We start from the raw sequence: 21,588 nt of genomic DNA, 5'->3' as shown, positions 1-21,588 counted from the left end.
TTCCTTAACTAATTCATAAGTTATTTGTTCACGATCGTTTAATAAACTTTCATTTTTTATTATACCCAACGCCTTTTTTACACGTTCAGTAGATAATAGTTCATCATAAAAATCAATGTTTAGATCCACAATATTTATATCTATATTTTCTCGTTCTTTTAAATATGATTTAAGTATAGGTAATGCTAAATAGGGGCCTACAGGTGTCCAACCAGGCGGGAAAACAAGCAACTTCTTCATCTCATTTTTGTATGATTGTATTTTAGAGCAATAACCATACTCTCCTTTCCTTTGCTAATAAAGAAACTAAAAAATCATTAAGTAATTCTTTCACAAAATTGAGACATCATTCTAAGAATCCAGTTGTTAACATATAACACTCGATTGATATCATTTATATATATTAGCATATATATCAAATCATTTTTTTGTTTATGGAATAAATAACATATATTTTTGCCATAATTTAATTTTTATCCTATTATTAAGGCACGTAAAAAACATCATTTCATTATCGTGGATCTCAAAAAACACCGAATTCTGGACAGCAATCGGAAATAAACCTGTTATTTTACGAAACTTTTGTGTTTTCCCAATCTCCCTAAATAAAAATGAATAGTCTTCTTTTAAATTTCTCATTACAAACTTCTTTATTACAATATATTATCGTATTAATAAAGTATTATTGCAAAATAACATAATGCTTCCTCTATGGTTTTTTTATTTTTATGCGGATTCTCTCCATATACTTTTACTAATTAAAAGTATGATTCCTCAATTTATTCAACTATACTTTATAGCGCATATGGCAAAAGAAGTACTGTTTATATGAGACAAAGAACAAATACGTCCCTTCTCTAAAAATTAAAGCCACATTGCCTATGGCTTTATGTATGTAATGGAGAAAGTGGGACTCGAACCCACGACCTCTTGAATGCCATTCAAGAGCTCTCCCGATATGTCGGGTGTGCACCCCCAAATAGCAAATTTTTATATGTAGGATATATTTTACTTAGCTGTGAAGAGCTTATTACGAATGTGTATTACTTTACGATGCTACTGTAGTAGCTTTTTCCTCGGTTATACTATCAATTCCGTTAAGAAATTGCTGTATATTCAGGTTTAACTCAATATGCAGCTTATAATCCTTAAATACATTTATCCGTTTTATAATGTAACTGGTTATCATCTTCTTGACTTCCATATTACTGTCATCAAAAATTTCTGACCATGTGCGAATACGAGAAAGTTCATTTTTCATTTCCGCAGCCTTTTCATTACTTCTATCAAGCTCTGCCATAAGTGCAGTTAGTCGTTCACTGGTCGCAAGAACCTTTTCACGGCTTTCATTGACTAACTCCGACAGGACATCCACGGGCATTTTACTTTTCCCTTGTACGGCTTTAACAACTTCAGCCTTTAATGATTCATATTCCGTATTTGCCTTGGAATTATCAGTTTTCACCCTTTTAATTTCCGTTCGAAGTTCTGCCATGTGACGATCTTGAGCGTTGCCAACAATCATGTTGTCAGGTACTATTGACATGCGGTCAAAAATTTGATGTAATACTTGAGTAACAGCATCGTCAAGTAAGTGCATTGTATATCCTGTCTGACCATCGCATTCAAGACGGCGCCTTGTTTTATTATAGCAGATATATCGTATTCGCTTAACACCTTTTGTTTCACCATTCGCAAGTTTAACTACTTTGCCGTTAGTTGTTAAGACCAGACGGCCTCCGCAGTGACCGCAAAATACATTTCCTGATAGAAGTGATTGTCCTGAAGTATTTAATGGAGTAGTTCTCATTTCCTTCTTCTCATTGATGCGTTCTTCCATTAGCTCCTGAGCAAGATCAAAAGTGTAAGGATCAATAATTTGCAGTTCCTTAAATGGTTCCGAAAATGTGGCTCCACTTCGAAGCACCCCTTTATAAGTTACATTCTTTAAAATTGCTCCCACTGATGATTCATGCCAGTTCGCACCATTCCGGGTTTTTATGGCTTTGTCATTTAAAAACATAGCGATACGCCAGCGTCCATATCCGGAAGATACACATAAGCTATACATCATGTGTATTACTTCAGCTTCTTCTTCAGCAATCACCAGTTTATTGACCTCATGCTTACGCTTGTTCATTACTCCGCTTTTTTCAAGCCGATATCCATATGGCGCTATGCCACCGCAGAAGCGACCTTCCTGAACCATCTGACCGAGGGCAGTTTTGGTTCTTATGGAAGTTTTTTGACTTTCTCCATCAGCCTGCCAGAAACGTATGTAATTTGTTAATCGGTCAGTGTGTGACTCAAAACGTTGTTCTCCTTCGTTGACGCTCCATACTTTGATGCCTTTCTTTACAAACCATTCCACAACAAAAGGAGTTTCGTCAGATTTCCTTCCTAGTCTATCAAACATAAATACCAGAAGAACATCAAACTTTCCTTTTTCAGCATGATCTTTAACAAGTTGAAGTTTATCCCGATCCGCTGCACTAACCTTAAATCCGGAAACGCCGGTCTCCTGCTCCTCACGAACGATTGTCCAGCCCATGTGCTCTGCAAATTCACGACAGGCCTTTCTCTGCATAGGTATATCTGCTTGATTCTGGTCATCGTGATCTACCTGCTTGGTAGTAGATACTCTGTATAAACAATAAACTCTTTCAGCCATATTGTATCCTTCCTCTCATATAAAAATTGTGTAAGAGACTGGACACTTGATATATAAAATTGTCAAGGTACTTAAGCTTACGCCAACATCATTATCTCACACAAGTCATTGGAAAGCTACGTAAATAGTAGTTTTTTTAATTGCAACAAAGTATAGCATTATAAAAAATAAAAACATTCAATATTGAAAAATCATAATATCTAATTATAAAATAGCATGTAAAATTCATAATACAAGCAAGAAATAATCAATTAAATTTTATTATTATTTTATAAATAGCTAAATTATATTAAGTAAAACTCAAAAACAAATCATTAATGAATGTCAAACAACGAAAAAACTTTATCTCTGATACGAATAAAATCATATCCGTTACGGTCACGAGGAAATTTTAATTGCACCTGGATTATTTCTTTAATCCTTCCCGGATTCGGTGAAAATACAATAATCCGATCCGCAAGATAAACGGCTTCATCAATATCATGAGTCACAAAAATAATAGTTTTATTTTGGGAACGTTTTATCTCCAGAATCTCATCCTGCATTTTCATGCGGGTCATTGCATCTAAAGCGCCAAAAGGTTCATCCATAAAAATAATATCCGGTGAAACAGCCAGTGCTCGTGCAATTGCAACACGTTGCTGCATTCCCCCTGATAACTGCGCAGGATTACTATTAGCAAATTTATCGAGCCCGACAAGACAGATATATTTTTCTGCTATTTCCTTCCTTTTGGATTTTGATATCTTTTTTCCTTCCAACCCTAATTCTACGTTATGCCTCACATTTCTCCACGGAAGTAACCCATAGTTTTGAAAAATAGTCACATAGCGAGAAGTGGGGGTTGAAACAACTTCACCATCTATTAAAACACTTCCTTCTGACGCATTTTCAAAACCTGCCAATATATTTAACAGAGTCGTTTTTCCACAGCCAGAGGGACCTAAAAGGCAGATAAATTCTCCCTGGTTTATTGTTAGCGATATATTATCCAGTACCATTAAAGTCTGCTCGCCTCTTTTAAACTTTTTTGTTAAACCCTGTATATCAATATACATTATTTTTTACCCTCTCTTTCATACCCCCAGCGTGTATAGATCTGTTTTTCAAACTGGCTGATTAGAGTATCTAAAAAAAGTCCAATGACACCTATAATTATAATTGTTGCCAAAAGTATATCAGTACGTAGATTATTTCTCGCATCAATAATTAAATACCCCAATCCGGTCTGTGATCCAACCATCTCTCCTGCAACAAGAAAGATCCAAGAAGAACCAAGTGCAATATGCAATCCATTGGCAATCTGCGGGAAAGTCGCAGGAAATATGATTTTTGTTAAGACGTATGGCTGTTTAATATCAAAATTATCCGCTACCTTTAAATACATTTTATCTACATTTCCTACAGCCGAAATAGTTGAAAGCAGAATAGGGAAAAATGCAGAGATAAAAATTATGACGATCGCCGGAACATCCCCAATTCCAAACAGAAGAACAATAAAAGGCATCCAAGCAATTGGAGATATGGGTCTTAAGAGTTGTACGATAGGATTAATATATGCGAATATTTCTTTAAACCATCCAAGAGTTAGTCCTAAAATAATGGCCGATAGTGCGGCAAGCAGGTATCCAATAGCAAAACGATACATACTATCTTGTATATCATTAAGAATATTCCCCTCGCCAAACATCTGTATAAGGGCATACCACACACGTACTGGGCCAGGTAGAAGGCTTGGATTAAAATCCGTAGTCCAACAGATAATTTGCCACAAAGCAATAAACAAAGTACCAGAGATAAAAATTCTTTTTATAGAATGGATATATTTCATAAATAACTTCCTCGTATTATAGAGTAGTAGTATTTATAGTCCCTCTCCAAGGACTGTATGCTATACTATTGGAGATACTGAGGATTGTTTTTCTCCTCCCTACCACTTGATGGTTCTTGAAATTCTATAACCACAGTCTCTTTGTATATTTTTTAATCAGTTAGATACCGCATGACGGTTTATTTAGGACGAGGTTACAATTGCAAGAAGTACCAGTAGTTCTACAACAGTATCAAATATTTATTCAAAAAAGTATTCTTATGATTTAAGCACGACTGTTTTATCACTAACTCGGATGGAGAAGTTTTATTCAAATCTTTTACCATTTCTAACAACAGGCATGACTTTGATTAATTTTTTCAAAGAATAGTGCATCATATCATAAAGAGGGGTTAAAGTCATTAATCCGTTATCATTTTGATAGGGTAAAAGAACGAGATAAGTTAAAATCTTCTTTTGCACGTCTCCTCCTACCTAGCAATCCGATCAGCTTGATAATTACTATACCCTCGTGAAAAAGCGTGGTTCACGCTACCTTCGATACGCTCTTTATAAAAATATACCTGTCATTAGGCTGAAACCTTTGGTACATATCTGGAAAAGAAACGAGCCAAGGGGAAACACTATAATATCACTCTGTTCCACGCCGCGAAAAACTTGTGAGAGTGATTTACCAACTCGAAAAATCCGGACAGTCATACATAAAAGCTGCCTAATTGTTTTCTGAAAATATCTCACTCCTTTTAGAGCACCTGTAGAGATGCTCTGATTGTCATGGAGTTTTCAATGTACAAATTTACATGAAATGCATTTCTCCGATTCACTCAGAAAATATCATTTTTAGTCTTGACTTTTATTAGTTAGTCTTTCATTACTATTAAATCACGGCGTACTGATAAAAGATTAGTACGCCTTAGTAAAATTATAATAATTAAGGCTTATAAACAAATTCTTCAAAAGATGGGGGATTATCAGAAAGCCCATACTTTTTTACCTTATCAATAAGTGCACTATAAGTTTCTTCTGTAATATCTAAGTCATTATAAGAAATCCATTTTAATGAGATATCAAGTACATCTTTTTCTTGTCCCAAATATTCCTTGGAAATTTTTTCCGCCTCTTCATTGTTTAGCTGATTTCCCGCTTCTTTATAAGAAGCTATGAATTGATTAACTGTATCACTATTTTCGTTCAGAAATTTATCCGTCATAACAAGTGCGCAGCAAATGGAGTCTCTCCACAGATCAGTAGAATCGTATAAAACTTTTCCTACACCCAAATCTACTGCTTTTGCTCCAAAAGGTTCCGCGACACAATATCCAGCAATCTGACCTGATGCAAGCGCGGAAGGCATTTCAGGAGGAGCCAGCTCTACAATTTCAAGTTCTCGCAGGGATATGCCTGCCTGATTGAGCATTTCATTTAAAAGTATATTATGAGAGGATTGTCTGTGTGGTATAGCAAACTTTTTCCCTTTTAGATCTTCAGGACTACTGATATCATTGGACACAATGATTACATTGCCGTCATGATGGCCTAGAGCAACTGCTTTTATGTCGTTTCCCTCCTCCTTTGATTTCATTGCAAGTTCGATTAAAACAGAAGCGCCGTCTACTCGGTTGGTATTGAGAGCATCCAGCAATTCCGGCCATGAGCCATATTTTATAAGTTCAATTTCTATGTTGGAACTTTCCTTTTCAAACAATTCCTTTTCTCTAAAAACCGGCAAAGCATGTGTAATAGGCAAATAGGCTATTTTTATTGTTTTCTTTTCAGAGGTGTTTTTGACTTCCTGCGTAGGCACATCAGTTCCTTGCGAAATAACAATGTTATTTGCACAGCCGGTAATAAAACCGGTAATTAAGATTAAAGTTAGTACAAAGGGGATTATTCTTTTCATCTATTTTATCCTTTTCATTTTACCCAATTGAGCAATTTTATAATATCTTTTAAATATAATGGTATAGACTAGTTTTAGATGATTTTCATTCACTCACAGCCGTAAGTCGAGACCAAATATATATTGGAGATCCTCATCTTGTAAACCAAGCTAGCCAGGCAAGCCGTTAATTATGACAAAAGCTATGGTATTGTCAGGCAATTATCTATCCATCTTTGCTTTTAATTCAATAAACACCAATCTTATTACTATATAAAAAATCAGAAAAGAGTGTTCAATTCTGTTAAAATTGTTTTTAAATCATCTACCACCATATAATCTGCATATTGAAAAATCGGAGCATTTTCATCACTATTAATTGCAATTATCATCTTTGCATTCTTAATCCCTACCATATGCTGAGACGCCCCAGAAACACCTAAGCCTACATAAATATTAGGACATATATTTACACCAGATTGACCTACTTGACGCGATTTTTTTATTAAATTTTCTTCAACAGCCGCCCTGGTCCCGACTATCTCTGCACCACACTTTAATGCAATACGCTTTATCAGATCCACATTACTTTTATTAGATACACCTCTACCAATCGCAAAAACTATTTTTGCTGCCATCCAGTTATCATTATTCACATATTTATTGTATGTTAAAAAATTCAATTTTTCTATAACTTGCTTCTTATCGCTAATCGAAGATTTAGCATACTCAAAGCGCTCTATATCCACTTTTCTTTGCATATTTAATAAAATAATACTAAACACATTCCTCTTTACAGTACACATTCGAATATGCGAATTCTGGCATTTAATTTTAGCAATTACAGATGAATTAAGAGCCGCTCGTGAAAATACATATTCGTTGTCTATGTCTATAGCTATATCGATGCAATCCGCCGTTAATCCCGACTCAAAATAAGTAGAACTGACAGATGCTAAATATTTACCAGCGCTTGAGCTCAAAAACATTATCATTCCTGGATTATAAGATATTATCATCTGTTTCAGGATGCTAGCAATAACTCTAATATTATCATTTTCACATTCGCTATATAAAACCTTTGTGGCGCCATAGCTAAACAATCTTTCCATTGCTTCACTATTTAGCTTTCCTATACAAATAGCAGTTATCTTCAAGCTAAGCTGAGCTGCTTTTGTAATCAACTGTAGACTATGATCACTATCATACTTTAAATTATCACAAATAACCCAGATATCATTATCCATAATTATCCGCATCAAACCTCCCTTGAATTAATTGACTGATTACTACTGCCTTTTTTTTAGCATTACCGCTTATAAGTCGTCCTTCTTTTACAATTAGTTCAGGTGTAACATTTACTACTCTGGTCTTCGCCTGAGCCAGCCCGCACCAATTCTTTTCAAAACATAAATCGTTAGAGCTCCAACGTACAATTTCTTTTCTTTGTGCTTTCTTTAAATGCAATAAACTCACCGTATTTGATATCAATTTAAAGTTTTTAAATACAACAAGTGCTGGAAGTTGAATTTTTAGAACTTCCTCATGGTCCTCATATTTAACACAAACAATTATGTATTTATCTGTGAAATCAATTATTTCTTCAACATTAGTTATGCAAGGTATATTTAGTCTTTCTGCTAAACCAATACCAACCTGACCAGTTTCACCATCTACCGTCTGCTCACCACAAATAATTAAATCATACTCTCCTATTTTACTAATCCCTTTTGAAAGAACATATGTTGTAACTATGGTATCAGCCCCTGCAAATGCTTTATCATTCAACCAATAAGCATTATCACTTCCTAATGCTAAACATTTTACTAATACTTCTCTTATACTGTCAGGTCCCATACTTATACAATCTATAGTACACGCTTCAGTATTTTTAATATTTATGGCATTCTGTAATGCTAATAAATCATATGGATTTATTACATATGTTGATTGTTGAACTTTATTAATAAAAACCAACTCCTGCCGAACCGCTTTAACACATACAATTATTTTCATTTCTCTAATTAATGATATAATACCTTATATACCATAATATTCCTTTCCAAAGTTTATGTAATTTTTATTATCCAAAATCAAACAACAATAGAAACATTGCATACTAAAATCCGCAAATTTATCTTTCAAGTAATAAATATTTTTTATAAATAACCACATAAAAATCAACCATTTTTAAATGACATTGTATATCCGATAATAATGTATACTAATTCAATTATCTAGGAAATCATTAAAATATAATACCATATATTTAAGTAAATAAATAATAGTTATAATTAAATAAAAGATAGCATTTTATAAATAGTATTTTTTTGCATCTCATTTGTCCCTGAATAAATACTGCAAGCTAAAGCGTCTCTTAATTCTCGTTCTATATCGTATTCCTTCGTATATCCGTAAGCCCCAAATATTTGTAGCGCGTCTCTGCATGTTTTAATGTAATTTTCACTAACATATAGTTTGAAAATTGATGTTTCTGTAAATGCTGTTTTGCCACAATCCTTTAACCAAGCAATTTTATACATCATCTGCTTTGACATCTCTATTGCGACTTTCATTTCCGCAATTTTATGTGACAATGATTGATTATCTCCTATTATTATACCAAACTGCTTCCTCGTTCTTACATGCTCAGAACATTGCTCCATAATCCTTTGCATTACACCAATATGCGGAACAAATTCATAAAAGCGCTCCCATTCAAGTGCATACGTTAAAAGTAACTCTCCCTGATTATATTGTCCCAAAACATTTTCTTTTGGAATATAACAATTATTAAAAATTACTTCTGAAGTTGGGCATGCATTTAATCCCATTTTACCTATTTCTTTACCGATTTTTACACCTTTAAATTCCCGTTCAACTACAAACGCCGTTATTTTCTTTGGTTGACTATGCTCAGTTACTGCAAATACGATAAAAATATCTGCTATTGGACCATTAGAAATAAACATTTTATTTCCATTCAATACATAACCCTGGTCATCCTTTTCTGCTCTAGCATGCATACTTAATGCATCAGATCCTGCTTCTACTTCAGTAATAGCAATGGCACCAATTCTCTCCCCACTGACCATAAGTTTTAGATACTTATCCTTTAAAAAACGTGCTCCATACAAATAAATCAGATTTTGAGAAACCCAAATATGATTATTTATAACAAATGTAAACCCATTATTTTTACACGCATATCCAAAAGCCTCGAAAATTATAGCCGCTGTTAAATAGCTTTCGTTTAGGCCTCCATATTCTTCACCAATAGTAATGCCTAAAAGGCCAAACTCTGCTACTTTTTGCCACATTTCTGGTGAATATTTTTCATAGAACTCCTCTAAATTCAAATTGTTTCTTATAAAATCAATTGTTTCTCTTTTAAACATATTTTGTTCTTGGGACATTGAAAAATCCATAAAAGTCTACTCTCCATTTCTAGTATAGATTATACGTTAAGTTGATCACATACTATTACATAATCCATATATGATTTAGGTTCTCTTATATCAGCTTCAAATAAAATTTTTCCACTAGTACTAGATACTTCGCAAAAACCATTAAATTTATATGTAATGTACATAATTCTATTACGTTCGCTCTGTACAAAATCTGCAAATAGTTTCACGTTGCTTTGTATCGCTAAATTAATTACAAAATTAATCATAACAGCACCAACTCCCCTTGATGCAACTCTACATGACATTAGTAATAATCTAATATACCAACTATCACTATTCTTTTCTATGACACAGATACCAATTTTTCCATAACTACCATATTTATCATTAAGTTGAGCAATTAGTACCAAATAGTTTTCTGAATGAATCATATTTCTCAACTCGTCATATGAATAGATTGTACCTGTCGAATTCAATTGATGCGTTCGAATTGTTAATTCTTCTACTCGTCTTAAATCTTCTTCCTTTGCTTTTGTAATTATAAATACCATATTTAATGTTGCCAAAAATATTTCCTTCGCTCCTTGAAATACTTCTTCTGCATGTTTACGAACCATATCTTCCTTATATAGTAAGCGTCTGTTTTTAGAATCTTCTGTTATAAATCTCGGCATAAACCCATCCATGACAAGCATCTGAGAAATATCGTCAACTCCAATACATAGTACCTCTTTAAAATAAAATTTAACTTCTTCCCTTTCAAACATTGAATCATCTACAAAAGCAATTGAATCAATTCCTATATTAATTGACTTAGCAATAGTAGAAATTGCCGTAGATTTAGGTTCCCAATTTATTTGAGGGAAGAGAAAATATTCAGCTACATTAAATTCAATTAATTTATTCATAGCATCATGGTATTCATTTTTACTACTAATAGAATGAAGAATACCTCGCTCATCAAGTTTTTTTATAACCTCTACCACATTTTTATTAATTGTAACGTTATCACCTTCAACCAAAGTTCCACTCCAGAGCGTATTATCTAAATCCCAAACAACACATTTAATTTTATTGACCACCATTATTGATTTCTCCTAATACACTTCCTTTCTTTAATTCTATTAAAGTTGCAATGGAATTAATTGTCTGAAAGTTTTCTAGCTGAAAATCATCGTTTGTCAAAGCAATTTCAAACTCTCTTTCAATAAAGACTATTAGTTGCATAGCAAATAATGAATTAACTAATTTATTATCAAATAAATTCTCATCATCCGCCACATTATAGTTTCTTAAAAATCTTGATAAAAATTCTCTTACTTTTTCTTTGATTTGCATTATCATAAACTCCTTTGGCATTTTTTAATTTAGTAAATAAAAAAACCTTTCCCACTTTTTATTCCTAATTCCCCTTTTTCCACCATCTTTCTTAGGCATGGCGAGCATACATATCTTGAATCATGATAGTATGAATAGAGAATATCAATTGAATCAACTACTGTGTCAATTCCGATAAGGTCTGCTGTATGCAAAGGTCCCATTTCGTGATGAAATCCTTTAGTAAAAATCAAATCTATTTGCTCTGGTTCGGCAATCCCCTCCATTACAAGATTAGCAGCTTCATTCATAAATAAATGAGATAATCTGTTTGTCACAAAACCAGGACTATCATTTATTACAGTACTTTCTATATCAATACTTTTTAAAAATTCTTGGGTTAAAACGACCGTATCTTCCGATGTACTATTTCCTTTTATGACTTCAGAAATTTTTTGCGCAGGAACAGGATTTAAAAAATGTACTCCTATTACCTTATCAGAGAAACTTAACGCATTGGCTATTCTTGATATTGGTATACAAGATGTATTGACCATAAAAATACACTCTTGTTTGCAAATTTTAGAAACTTTCTCATACAGATTAAGTTTTACATCAACTTTTTCCGGAATATTTTCTATTACCACATCTACGTCTCTTAGTTCTTCACAATCTGTTGTCAAAAGTATTTTATTAATAGTCTCTTCCACATTAAATTTTGAGAGTTTCATCATATTATTTAGCATAAGATTTTTTTTAATAGTTAAAAGAGATTTTTGTAAAATTTCATTCGAAATATCAACTAGTACAACATCATAATGGCACTGCGCCATTTTTTGTGCTACTCCCGTCCCCATAACACCCGCTCCCAAAATTCCAACGGACTTAACTTTATATTCACCCATATTTCGTTTTCACCTCTTAGTATTTTTAATTAACACACCTATTATATTTATAATCTATCCTCCTCACTCCTCTTTATATTTCATAACCATCTTAGAATTTTTAAATACTTCTAAAATCTTCTTATCCTGTCCACCCCTGTATTCCGGATTAGAATTATTATAGCTATCTAACATCATTTCTTTTGCATAACGTAAAAACTCACATAATTCTTCTTTAGTAAATCCCTGACTCATATAATAACATATGGACCACAATTGAAATGAGTATATAGGCAAAAATAAAGAGTTACTAATTTCTTGGTGACCTTTATAAACCAAGTTAGAAGCCATTCTCCAATCCATAGTGTTGTGACACCACGAATATCCCCCTCCTGTTATGCCATAAATATCAGCTTTATCAGCAATAGGAACTTTTGTTTCATGAAAATACATCTGCAATGAATAGAATGTTGGCTCCGTCTCTTTAATGAACTTAATAGTATTTGCTACTGTCTCTTCAGTTTCTCCTGGAAAGCCTATCATACAAGAAGCCATGGTCATTATACCTTTTTCCTTTAGCTTGTTAATTCCATACTTATATTGTTCTATCGTTGCCCTTTTATTCATCCCTAATAAGATCTGGGGATCACCAGATTCTATTCCCAAAAATACACCTTTACACCCAGCTATTGACATTAAATCAAAAGCTTCATCATCTATATCTGAACATCTTAAAAATGAAAACCATTTAAATTTGTAATCTTTTTGTATTAATAATTTTAATAACTTTTTAAATCTTGCAAGAGGAATATTAAAAGTATCATCTACAAAAACCAAATATTCTACACCAATAGACTTTAGGTAATCCAATTCTTCCTCAACAGATTCCAGGCAAGCTAAGGTATATTTTCCACCCAAAAATGGATAGCGGCAAAACGCACAATGATTTGAACAACTACGAGAAGTTCTTGTAAAAACAGCTGGTATCGGTTTGTCTTTTACAAATGAATAACAATCAGCATAATTATAATCCAAAGTGTTATTTTCTTTCACCCTCGCAGTATAGCAAAAGCTTTTTCCTTCCTTATAGACTAAATTAGGGATGCTATTAAGATCCGGGGCCTCTTTCTTTAATTCATGACACAAATTAATTAATGTTCTTTCACCTTGTGAGTCATTTAAATAAATATCCGCTCCCATATCCTTAAATAGCCAATTTTGTTGGTTTACATCATTTTCGAAACATAAATTAGCGATATATGCTCCACCAGCAATAATTATAACATCTTTATCATAATCTCTAATAAATTCGACTATCTCTTTTATTGGGTCATTGTCTATATAATAAGAAGTCGATATTCCAATCGCTCTAGGCGATTTTTTAAGAATTTCTATTAATTTTGTTTTATCGTTATTAAAACTATTTACACCTTCAACCGATAAACCTGATTTACGCAAAATACTAACTAAATAGTGAACTGCACAAATAGGCATATTCCATATATCAAACTCACAAGGTCTCCCAATAGCATTTGATATACTTTCCTTTATAAGATCAGAATAGCTATATCTCCTATTACTAAAAACAACTGATTGTCCGGCCATATGATTATATGCCCCTGACAAATTTTGTGTAACCTCAAGTCCCTCTAGAATGTCATTCATCGGTATTTGGTTATACCCCACTATCACAAAATCCAATCCCATTTTAAACTCCTTCCAACTCATCTAAAAATTTTAGTATATTTAAATAAATTTTACTATTTTCTAGCATAACATCATGATGATTTCCTGATTCTGTAATAATTAGTTCACTATTTGGTATCATTTGATGAAATCTATATGATCCTTCCGGGTGGGCCATCCGATCATCACTACTTGTTATAATTAATACCGGCTGATTTATACTATTAGCGCTTACGGTTGAATCAAATTCCATTAATGCAAGATTTATTTTTGCATATCGAATAAATAAATTATAATTAACATATGGATACATAATAAACGGTCCTAACTCATCTTCAACCCCATACAAAAGTAATGGATCAAGAAACATACTATAAACCTCTTCTGCAGAATCCGTATTCCTTAATGCATATGATAGACGGCTTGCAAATTCTCTTTTAAAAGATGTTCGTGCTACGTCTGAACCGAAATTCAAATCCCCGTGACAAACAATCAAAGATTTAACTAAATCACCGAATCTTTCTGCTGCTCTTATTGCAATGGGAGCTCCTCCACAAATACCAATAAGGTGAGCATGCTTTATATTAGGCTTTTGCAATATTGTTCCTATATATGCCACTTCATCTTCAATATTACCAGTTGGTTCAGAAAGTGAGCGCCATAAATTAAATAAATAGGGGTTTTCGTATATTACAGTATAGTAGTATTTTGATAATTCTTTAATCATTGGCTCAAAAACATCAACAGGAACCGCGCATGGGGGTATAATTATTATCGCTTCATTTTCTTGATTTCCGCTAAAGAACACTTGGAATTCAGGGAGACCATCGGGTTTGCATATTTCTTTATTTTCCGTTTTATTTACAGATATATAAGTTAATATATCCACATTTATTTGATTTTCTACTATTCGTTTCCAATCGTTCCCTGACAGATTTACAAAATTGCTTAAGGACATATCCAAACCAGTTATGTTTTCTGGAATGGGCCATACGAACTTAGGTATGACTATATTAAATTTTTCTCCTATCAATACCAAAAAATTATTAATTATATTAATTTCATCTTCTGCAAAACAAATATTATCATCTTCAATATTTATCGCATAGAGCTTTAAATTTTGTTGACTCTCCCGAATGAAGGACTGTATCTTCTTTATACTCTTAACTAATTTAGTAACTATATTAACGTCATTTTCTATTATATTATTCATATCAACCTACCATTTCAGTCAATTTTCTTAAGTTGTTTTTTATTCTATTTTATAGAATTTGATATAATTTCTGCCAATGTTCTTATTGTCATTTCATTCAATGGTATATTTAAGTTCACATTAATTCCAAACTGTTTGTTTACAGTTCTAAGCATACGAATTAAAGAAAAAGAGGTCCCTCCCAAACTCATAAAATCAGTATTTTCCTCAATATTCTCAATTTCAAGAATATCCTCCCAAAATAATTTCAGTTTTTCTACAATAGTATTATTACTGGAAGGGACAACATCTATTTTATTTAAAATGTCTATATCCAATTTGTTATTAATTGTAGTTGGAATCTTATCAACAATAAAATATGTTGATGGTTGCATATAATTAGGGAGACCTTTAGATACACATTGTTTCACTTCATCAACAATCAACTTAGCACTATTTTCTTTACTTGCGACAATATATGATACTAAGCGTATATCCCCTTCACCATAATCTTTTGATAAAACAATACAATCTTGTACATAAGGTACTGTTCTAATACATTCTTCAATTTCATTAGGTTCTATTCTATAACCTCTTACTTTTAACTGCCTATCTGCACGTCCGACATATGCATATTCATCCTCATCTATTTGAATTCCAAGATCTCCAGAGTCAAACCATGTGAGTTTGCTTCCTTGAATTTGTATAAAGCGCTCATAAGTAAGGTCTTCTCGATATAAGTAACCTCTAGCAACTCCTGGACCAGCAATAAACATAACCCCTTCTTCTCCCATTGGCACAACCTCACCATTTTTAACAATGCATATTTTCATATCATCTATCGGCCTACCTATCAAGCTATAACCATTATTATTTATATCTTCATAATCAATTAATTTCCAGGTCACATGAACTGTTGTCTCCGTAATTCCATACATATTTATTAGTTTAGGTTTTGTAATCCCATAAAGATTAGTCCACGGCTTTAAAGTTTGATAATCAAGCCGCTCTCCTCCAAAAATAATATAACGAAGTTCAGTAAGAAGTAATTTGTTAGCTAAAGCTGAAGGAATTAAATTCCTAAAAGATGTTGGTGTTTGATTCAAGACAGTGACCTTTTTATCATATATTAATTGATAAAAAGTATCAGGATCTTTTGCTATAGAATCAGGTACTAAAACAAGATGTCCACCAAACAACAGTGCACCCCATATTTCCCAAACCGAAAAATCAAAAGCAACTGAATGAAAGTTAGTCCAAACATCATTTGAGTTAAAGTTAAATACTTTTTTAGTCTCCTCAAATAAACGAATCACACTTCCTTGTTCTATCATAACTCCTTTGGGCTCCCCTGTTGATCCGGACGTAAATATTATATATGCCAAATCACTAGATGTAGTCATTACCGCAGGAACATAGTCATAATACGTATTTTGAGTGTTTTTAGTAATTTCTATAATTTTACAATTCATTTCAAACATATTTTTATTATTAACAATAATATATTTTGCTCTACTTTTTTCAATTATCTTTCTACATCTATCCTTAGGATAGTTATAATCAATTGGAACATATACAGCCCCAACTCTTATAATAGCTAAAATAGCTATAATCATATCAACACTTTTTTCAACACAAAGACATACCAATTCTCCCTTTTGTATGCCCGTTTTTATAAGCGTGGAAGCAAAATTAGAAACTCTAACTTCTAAATTTCCATATGTAACTTCTTCATCTCCTATTGATACAGCAATTCCATCTCTATTTTGACTAACAACCTCTTCAAAAATCGAATACAAATTAGCCTGTTTTTCTATAGATTTTAATAAACTCATAACTTCCCATACCTTTCTATATATATTTATTTTTAATTACTTTTAAATCAGATAAAGCTTTAGAAGGATCATTTACTATTTCTTTCAATATCCCTATATATGACTCTGCTAAACTTAGAATCGTTTCAATTTTATAAAGTTCAATACCATAATCCCAACTAATATTAATTCCTTCTCCATCTTTTCTTTCAGATACATTTAAGATCAAGTCGTATTCCGATATACGATTACTAAACTCACAACTTTCAAATTTTAAGTTTTCAGTACCTATATCCATAGAATCAAAAATATGCATTATAAAAATAACGTCAAATAATGGATTTCCTGCTTTACTTGGTTCTACAGCAAGACATTTTACTAAGTCGTCAACCTCGCAATCTTGGTTAGCAAATGCGCTTAAAGCGCTAACTTTAACTTCATTCAAAAAATGCAAAAAGAGCTTATTGCTTGAAGGAAACGTCCGTATTGCTAGTATGTTAGCAAAAGGCCCCATTACATTCTGTAATTCATTATATGGTCTCCCAGTTACTGGGAATCCGATTACAATATCCTCTAGGCCAGAATATTTGTTAAGCAGAATATAGTATACTGCTAGAAGAATCATATCTAATGTGGCTCCATTTTTTGAAGCAAGTTCTTTTAATGCATTGGTTAAACACCTATCTATTTTTAGGACATGACTAGCTGTTTTGAAATTTCGGTTTGATGACCTGATATAATCTGTTGGTAGCTTCGCAGTTGGAATTGAACCCATATAAATATTTTTCCAATAATCCAGTTGAAGTTTAATATAATCAGTCTTCATAAGTTTATTTTTCCATTCGGAAAAATCTATATATTGAAACTTTGTTTCTTCCAAACAATTATTAGTATATAATTTTTGAAAATCATTCTCAAATATCATCATTGATAAACGGTCACTTATAATCTGATGAATTTCGAAAATCATCAGATGTTTTTCTTCTGAAAATCTTATTATTTTTACTCTAAATAATGGTGAATTTTCCAAATCATAAGGCCTTATAAATTTTTTAATTATTTCTTCTATATCTACTTGTACGATTGCTTCTTTTATTGTTTCTTCTTCTAGATTAAAATCCATTGTTTCATGTACAATTTGCATTATATTTCCACCTATCTCTTGAAAAGAAGTTCGTAACACACTATGTATATGTACAAGTTTCTCTAGAGCTTTTTTCAAACGCTCCATATCTAATTGCCCCAATATAATAAAAGCATTAAAAAAATTGTAAATATCTAAATGGTTTTTATTAAGCATAAATATTCTTTTTTGAGCAGATGACGTTTGATAATACTTTTTTAGATTACTTCTTTTCAGTACAATATAATCATTTGAATTTAAAGCTTCATTTTCAAGGTATTGACTAAGATCTTTAACAGTCAAATGCTTATAAAATTCTACCGTAGCAATATTAACACTAAATTGTTTATTGATTTGGTTTATTATGGTTATTCCTTTAATCGAATCACCTCCTAAATCATAATAATTGTGATTAATATTAATCATTTCAAAACCAAGTATTTCGCACCAAATCCGCGCTATCTTCTTTTCTGCTATTGTATATGCCCCATCCGCTCGTCCTTCTAAGCTTATATTGGTAACAAATTTATTCTCTCCTCCAATATTATTTTCATTAGCATGAGGCTTTTTTAGATTAATAACATTTGATGTAAGCGGAAAGTCTATCCAGCATTTTTCTTTAGCAAACGGGTATAAAGGCAAAGATATCTTACAACACCCTAATTCCTTATATACAGCATTCCAATCTGAAAACATACCTTTTACATACAAAAGACACATCTCATGGAGTATGTCATTTCTTTTTCCAGATGAATCCATCAACAATTCCTTGCAAGATACCGATAACTTTTTCTCAAAGTTATTCTTTTCTACTTTAAGTTCATTGGTATAAACTTTTCCATAAAAAATATCTTTTGGCACATTTTCTTTTAGTTCGGATTTTTTTAATAATGATAACTTTATTTTTAAATCCTCTATATTTTCTATTATAATTGCTATTCTATGAGAATAATGTTCTCTTCCCGTATTTGCTGTATAGCAAATATTTTGTAAATTAGCATTTTCATTACTATTTACGAATAAACTATATGAATCAATTAGGCACCTTAATGAATCTTTGGTCTTTGCAGATATCGTCAAAACCTGTAACGGCATCCTTTTTTCCACAATAATCTGGGAAGATGCTTCTTCTAGAACAACATGACAATTAGTGCCACTCAATGCAAAAGAGCTAATTCCACACAGCCTTGTATGATGTTCTGTATTCCAGTCTTGAATTGTTTCATTTATATACACTGGAGAGAGGTGAAAATTAATGTTACGATTTGGTCTGATAAAATGTATTGTAGGAGGTATTCTTTTATGTTTTAACGCCATAATCGCTTTTAACATTCCTGCAATTCCGGAAGTGGTATCTAAATGACCAATATTAGATTTAACTGAACCAATAGCACAAAATTGCTTCCTATTCGTATACCTCCTAAAAGCTTCACTAATGCCTTCAATTTCGACTGGATCCCCAAGTTTTGTAGCTGTACCATGAGCCTCAATGTAAGATATTTCTTCAGGATTTATTCTTGCATCTTTCCAAGCTGCAACCATAACTTCCGCTTGCGCTAAAGAATTTGGTGCAGTTATACCAAGGGAGCTTCCATCCTGATTTATAGCAGTTCCTTTAATCGTCGCATATATGTTATCTCTATCTCTTAGTGCTTTTTCTAAAGGTTTGAGCAGCATTGCGACACACCCTTCGCCAGCCCCCGCTCCATTAGCGCTATCATCAAAACTTCGTGTTCTATAATCAGGAGATTCTATCCCCACTTTTTCGCTTATATTCCTTAAAGGAAGAAGTGATAATTTCACTCCTCCAGCAATAGCCATCTCACAATTTCCTGTCTTTAATCCCTGGCAAGCCAAATGAACTGCAACAAGAGAAGATGAACATGCTGTATCTATAACTAATGCAGGGCCCTTTAAATCTAGTATGTAGGAAATTCGGCTGGCCAATATAGAAGGTATATTAGCTGTTGCAGACCCATTTGCCACATTTGGATTAACTTCATATATTAATCTTTCATAGTTATCCCTTAGACTTCTGGAAAATCCTACATATACTCCTGTTTTTGTTCCCCTAATTCTATCACCACTGTATCCGGCATCTTCTATAGTATGCCAAGCCGTCTGAAGAAACATTCTATGATTTGGATCCATTACTTTTGCTTCATTAGGTGATAAATTAAAAAAGCCATAATCAAATTTATCTATTTCATCGAGGTAGCCCTGTTCTTCTATATCGATACTGTTATTATTCTGATTGATAAATGTGAGATAAGAATTAATATGATTTTGACGTTCCACAGGAATAGGCCTTACACAGTCCTTTCCACTTTCAATATTTTTCCAGAACTCTTCTACACTATTAGCCATGGGCATCTCTGCTGCTATACCAATTATCGCAATATCATTTTTGGACATTTTGGATACACTAATTTCGTCTTTTGCATTCAACTGGTTAAAATCCACTTTGTTCAATTTGCCTTCCATTCACTTTCAACTCCCTTCTTAAGAAGTCACTCAACAAATCCTCTGTTTGAGTTTCTTGTAACACATATTTAATTCGGCTCATTTGCTCTTGAAAAGGAACTTTCTTAGTCTCAAATATTTCCACTAGTATTTTAAGAACTTTCTGCATATGTTTAACCGAAGGAATTTCCCCCTTAGCTTCAATATACTGTTGAATTTTACTCATCTCTTCATATTTTTGAATTACACCAACTAGATACTCCTCTTCATTGAAATTATTATTTTTTGTACTAATTGCCATGGCTAGACATCTTGCTATTACTGATTTCTGCTCAATCGCTACCTTTCTAGCTTGATGTTCTTTTTCGATAAACGTTTTTAATTCATCTCTGTCTTTTTTACTGCCGAAGGTAAAAGCAAGACTTTCTCTTTTATTAATACTTAACATATTTTTCAGTATTGGTTTCGTTCCCATTTCTATGTACATGGTAACACCTTGTTCCTGCAAATAATCTAATGTATCTAGCCATCTCACAGGGCTTCTGAGTTGTTTTTGTAAATTTTCTATAATAGATTCTTTCCCGCCATAGGGCTTAGCATTTACGTTTGATATAACAGGCCACTTTAAATCTCTATAACTATATTTTAGTAGTTCAGATTTGAGCTTTTCACTTTCTCTTTCTAATAATGGAGAATGGAACGGTGCACTTGCTATAAGAGGTGTTATCTGTGCATTAATCCCTAAAAGTATATCTTCTACTTTCGAAACAGCAAGTCTATGTCCTGATATTGCTGTCTGTTTTTCTGTATTATAGCAAGACACCCCTACTAATTGTTTCTCTTTAGAAATTTCTCTACAAATTTTTTCAACGATATCATATTCTATATTATTTATTATGGTCATTCCACCAGATTCTTGCTCCGCAACCTTTTGTAACAATTTTCCTCGGTATTGTACAATCTTAAGCGCAGATTCAAAATCCATTGCTCCACAACAAGTCAAAGCTGCATATTCTCCCAAACTATGACCAGCTATAAAACTAGGAGGAATACCGACTTCTTGCATATAAATTCTAAAGATTGCAATACCAATTGTTAATACAGATATAAATGTGTTGTCGTATTTATTCAACTCTCCAAAACTTCCATTGAAACAAATATTTCTTAAATCTAATCCTAATAAGTCACTAGCCTCATCAAATGTTTCTCTTACTAAAGCATATTCATCATAAAGGCTTTTGCCCATTCCAATGTACTGAGCACCTTGTCCCGGAAATAGGAATACTATTTTATCCATTATTTTATCCCTTCACGCCGT

17 protein-coding genes and 1 pseudogene are annotated in these 21,588 nt (G+C 32.6%); 1 reads left to right on the top strand and 17 read right to left on the bottom strand.

What is annotated here, in order from left to right; translation table 11 throughout:
- The 5 genes from BET01_RS21880 to BET01_RS21875 form a co-directional block, all read right to left on the bottom strand.
- On the bottom strand, positions 1-231 hold a 231-nt coding region (locus tag BET01_RS21880), incomplete at its 3' end, for a hypothetical protein (protein WP_207667611.1).
- An 817-nt stretch (positions 232-1,048) separates the two neighbouring features.
- Positions 1,049-2,671 (bottom strand): recombinase family protein, encoded by a 1,623-nt coding sequence (locus tag BET01_RS12370; RefSeq protein ID WP_120197132.1) that lies wholly within the window; start codon positions 2,669-2,671, stop codon positions 1,049-1,051.
- Between the two features lie 314 nt (positions 2,672-2,985).
- On the bottom strand, positions 2,986-3,729 hold the full coding sequence (locus BET01_RS12365; RefSeq protein ID WP_120197131.1) for an ABC transporter ATP-binding protein: 744 nt from the start codon (positions 3,727-3,729) through the stop codon (positions 2,986-2,988).
- Complete coding sequence (locus tag BET01_RS12360; RefSeq protein WP_120197130.1) at positions 3,729-4,502, bottom strand: ABC transporter permease; 774 nt, start codon at positions 4,500-4,502, stop codon at positions 3,729-3,731. The genes BET01_RS12365 and BET01_RS12360 overlap by 1 nt, the downstream gene beginning before the upstream one ends.
- A gap of 306 nt (positions 4,503-4,808) precedes the next feature.
- On the bottom strand, positions 4,809-4,964 hold the full coding sequence (locus tag BET01_RS21875) for a hypothetical protein (protein ID WP_207667610.1): 156 nt from the start codon (positions 4,962-4,964) through the stop codon (positions 4,809-4,811).
- Positions 4,965-4,980: 16 nt separating this feature from the next.
- On the opposite strand from BET01_RS21875, the pseudogene BET01_RS22600 reads away from it, so the two are divergent.
- Positions 4,981-5,218, top strand: a pseudogene (locus BET01_RS22600) (IS110 family transposase); the annotation flags it as partial.
- A 215-nt stretch (positions 5,219-5,433) separates the two neighbouring features.
- Here the strand turns inward: BET01_RS22600 and BET01_RS12350 are convergent.
- The 12 genes from BET01_RS12350 to BET01_RS12295 form a co-directional block, all read right to left on the bottom strand.
- The gene (locus BET01_RS12350) at positions 5,434-6,402 is read right to left on the bottom strand and encodes an ABC transporter substrate-binding protein (RefSeq protein WP_120197129.1); all 969 of its coding nucleotides are present in this window, start codon (positions 6,400-6,402) and stop codon (positions 5,434-5,436) included.
- A 260-nt stretch (positions 6,403-6,662) separates the two neighbouring features.
- The gene (locus tag BET01_RS12345) at positions 6,663-7,628 is read right to left on the bottom strand and encodes an electron transfer flavoprotein subunit alpha/FixB family protein (protein ID WP_158585048.1); all 966 of its coding nucleotides are present in this window, start codon (positions 7,626-7,628) and stop codon (positions 6,663-6,665) included.
- Entirely contained in the window at positions 7,621-8,397 is a 777-nt protein-coding gene (locus BET01_RS12340) for an electron transfer flavoprotein subunit beta/FixA family protein (protein ID WP_120197127.1), read from the bottom strand. Before BET01_RS12340 ends, BET01_RS12345 begins: the two co-directional genes overlap by 8 nt.
- Before the next feature lie 278 nt (positions 8,398-8,675).
- Entirely contained in the window at positions 8,676-9,809 is a 1,134-nt protein-coding gene (locus BET01_RS12335) for an acyl-CoA dehydrogenase family protein (RefSeq protein WP_120197126.1), read from the bottom strand.
- A gap of 29 nt (positions 9,810-9,838) precedes the next feature.
- A complete protein-coding gene (locus BET01_RS12330; RefSeq protein ID WP_120197125.1) occupies positions 9,839-10,876 on the bottom strand; it encodes an HAD-IIIC family phosphatase in 1,038 nt (345 codons plus the stop codon).
- Positions 10,863-11,129 (bottom strand): acyl carrier protein, encoded by a 267-nt coding sequence (locus BET01_RS12325; RefSeq protein WP_243117208.1) that lies wholly within the window; start codon positions 11,127-11,129, stop codon positions 10,863-10,865. Before BET01_RS12325 ends, BET01_RS12330 begins: the two co-directional genes overlap by 14 nt.
- Before the next feature lie 29 nt (positions 11,130-11,158).
- Positions 11,159-12,013 (bottom strand): 3-hydroxyacyl-CoA dehydrogenase family protein, encoded by an 855-nt coding sequence (locus BET01_RS12320; protein ID WP_120197124.1) that lies wholly within the window; start codon positions 12,011-12,013, stop codon positions 11,159-11,161.
- Between the two features lie 63 nt (positions 12,014-12,076).
- Positions 12,077-13,699, bottom strand: a complete 1,623-nt coding sequence (locus tag BET01_RS12315; RefSeq protein WP_158585047.1) for a radical SAM protein — start codon at positions 13,697-13,699, stop codon at positions 12,077-12,079.
- Between the two features lies 1 nt (position 13,700).
- On the bottom strand, positions 13,701-14,891 hold the full coding sequence (locus BET01_RS12310; protein WP_120197122.1) for an alpha/beta fold hydrolase: 1,191 nt from the start codon (positions 14,889-14,891) through the stop codon (positions 13,701-13,703).
- 44 nt (positions 14,892-14,935) lie between these two features.
- Complete coding sequence (locus BET01_RS12305) at positions 14,936-16,705, bottom strand: non-ribosomal peptide synthetase (protein ID WP_120197121.1); 1,770 nt, start codon at positions 16,703-16,705, stop codon at positions 14,936-14,938.
- A 16-nt stretch (positions 16,706-16,721) separates the two neighbouring features.
- Positions 16,722-20,291: a condensation domain-containing protein gene (locus tag BET01_RS12300; RefSeq protein WP_120197120.1), complete on the bottom strand. Its 3,570-nt coding sequence runs from the start codon at positions 20,289-20,291 to the stop codon at positions 16,722-16,724.
- On the bottom strand, positions 20,260-21,567 hold the full coding sequence (locus tag BET01_RS12295; protein ID WP_120197119.1) for an ACP S-malonyltransferase: 1,308 nt from the start codon (positions 21,565-21,567) through the stop codon (positions 20,260-20,262). Before BET01_RS12295 ends, BET01_RS12300 begins: the two co-directional genes overlap by 32 nt.
- Positions 21,568-21,588 lie beyond the last annotated feature (21 nt).

It is taken from the genome of Lacrimispora algidixylanolytica (genome assembly GCF_003609635.1).
Lineage (GTDB): Bacteria > Bacillota > Clostridia > Lachnospirales > Lachnospiraceae > Lacrimispora > Lacrimispora algidixylanolytica.
The sequence above is the reverse complement of the archived record's forward strand: the minus strand, read 5'-3'. Positions and strand labels throughout refer to the sequence as shown.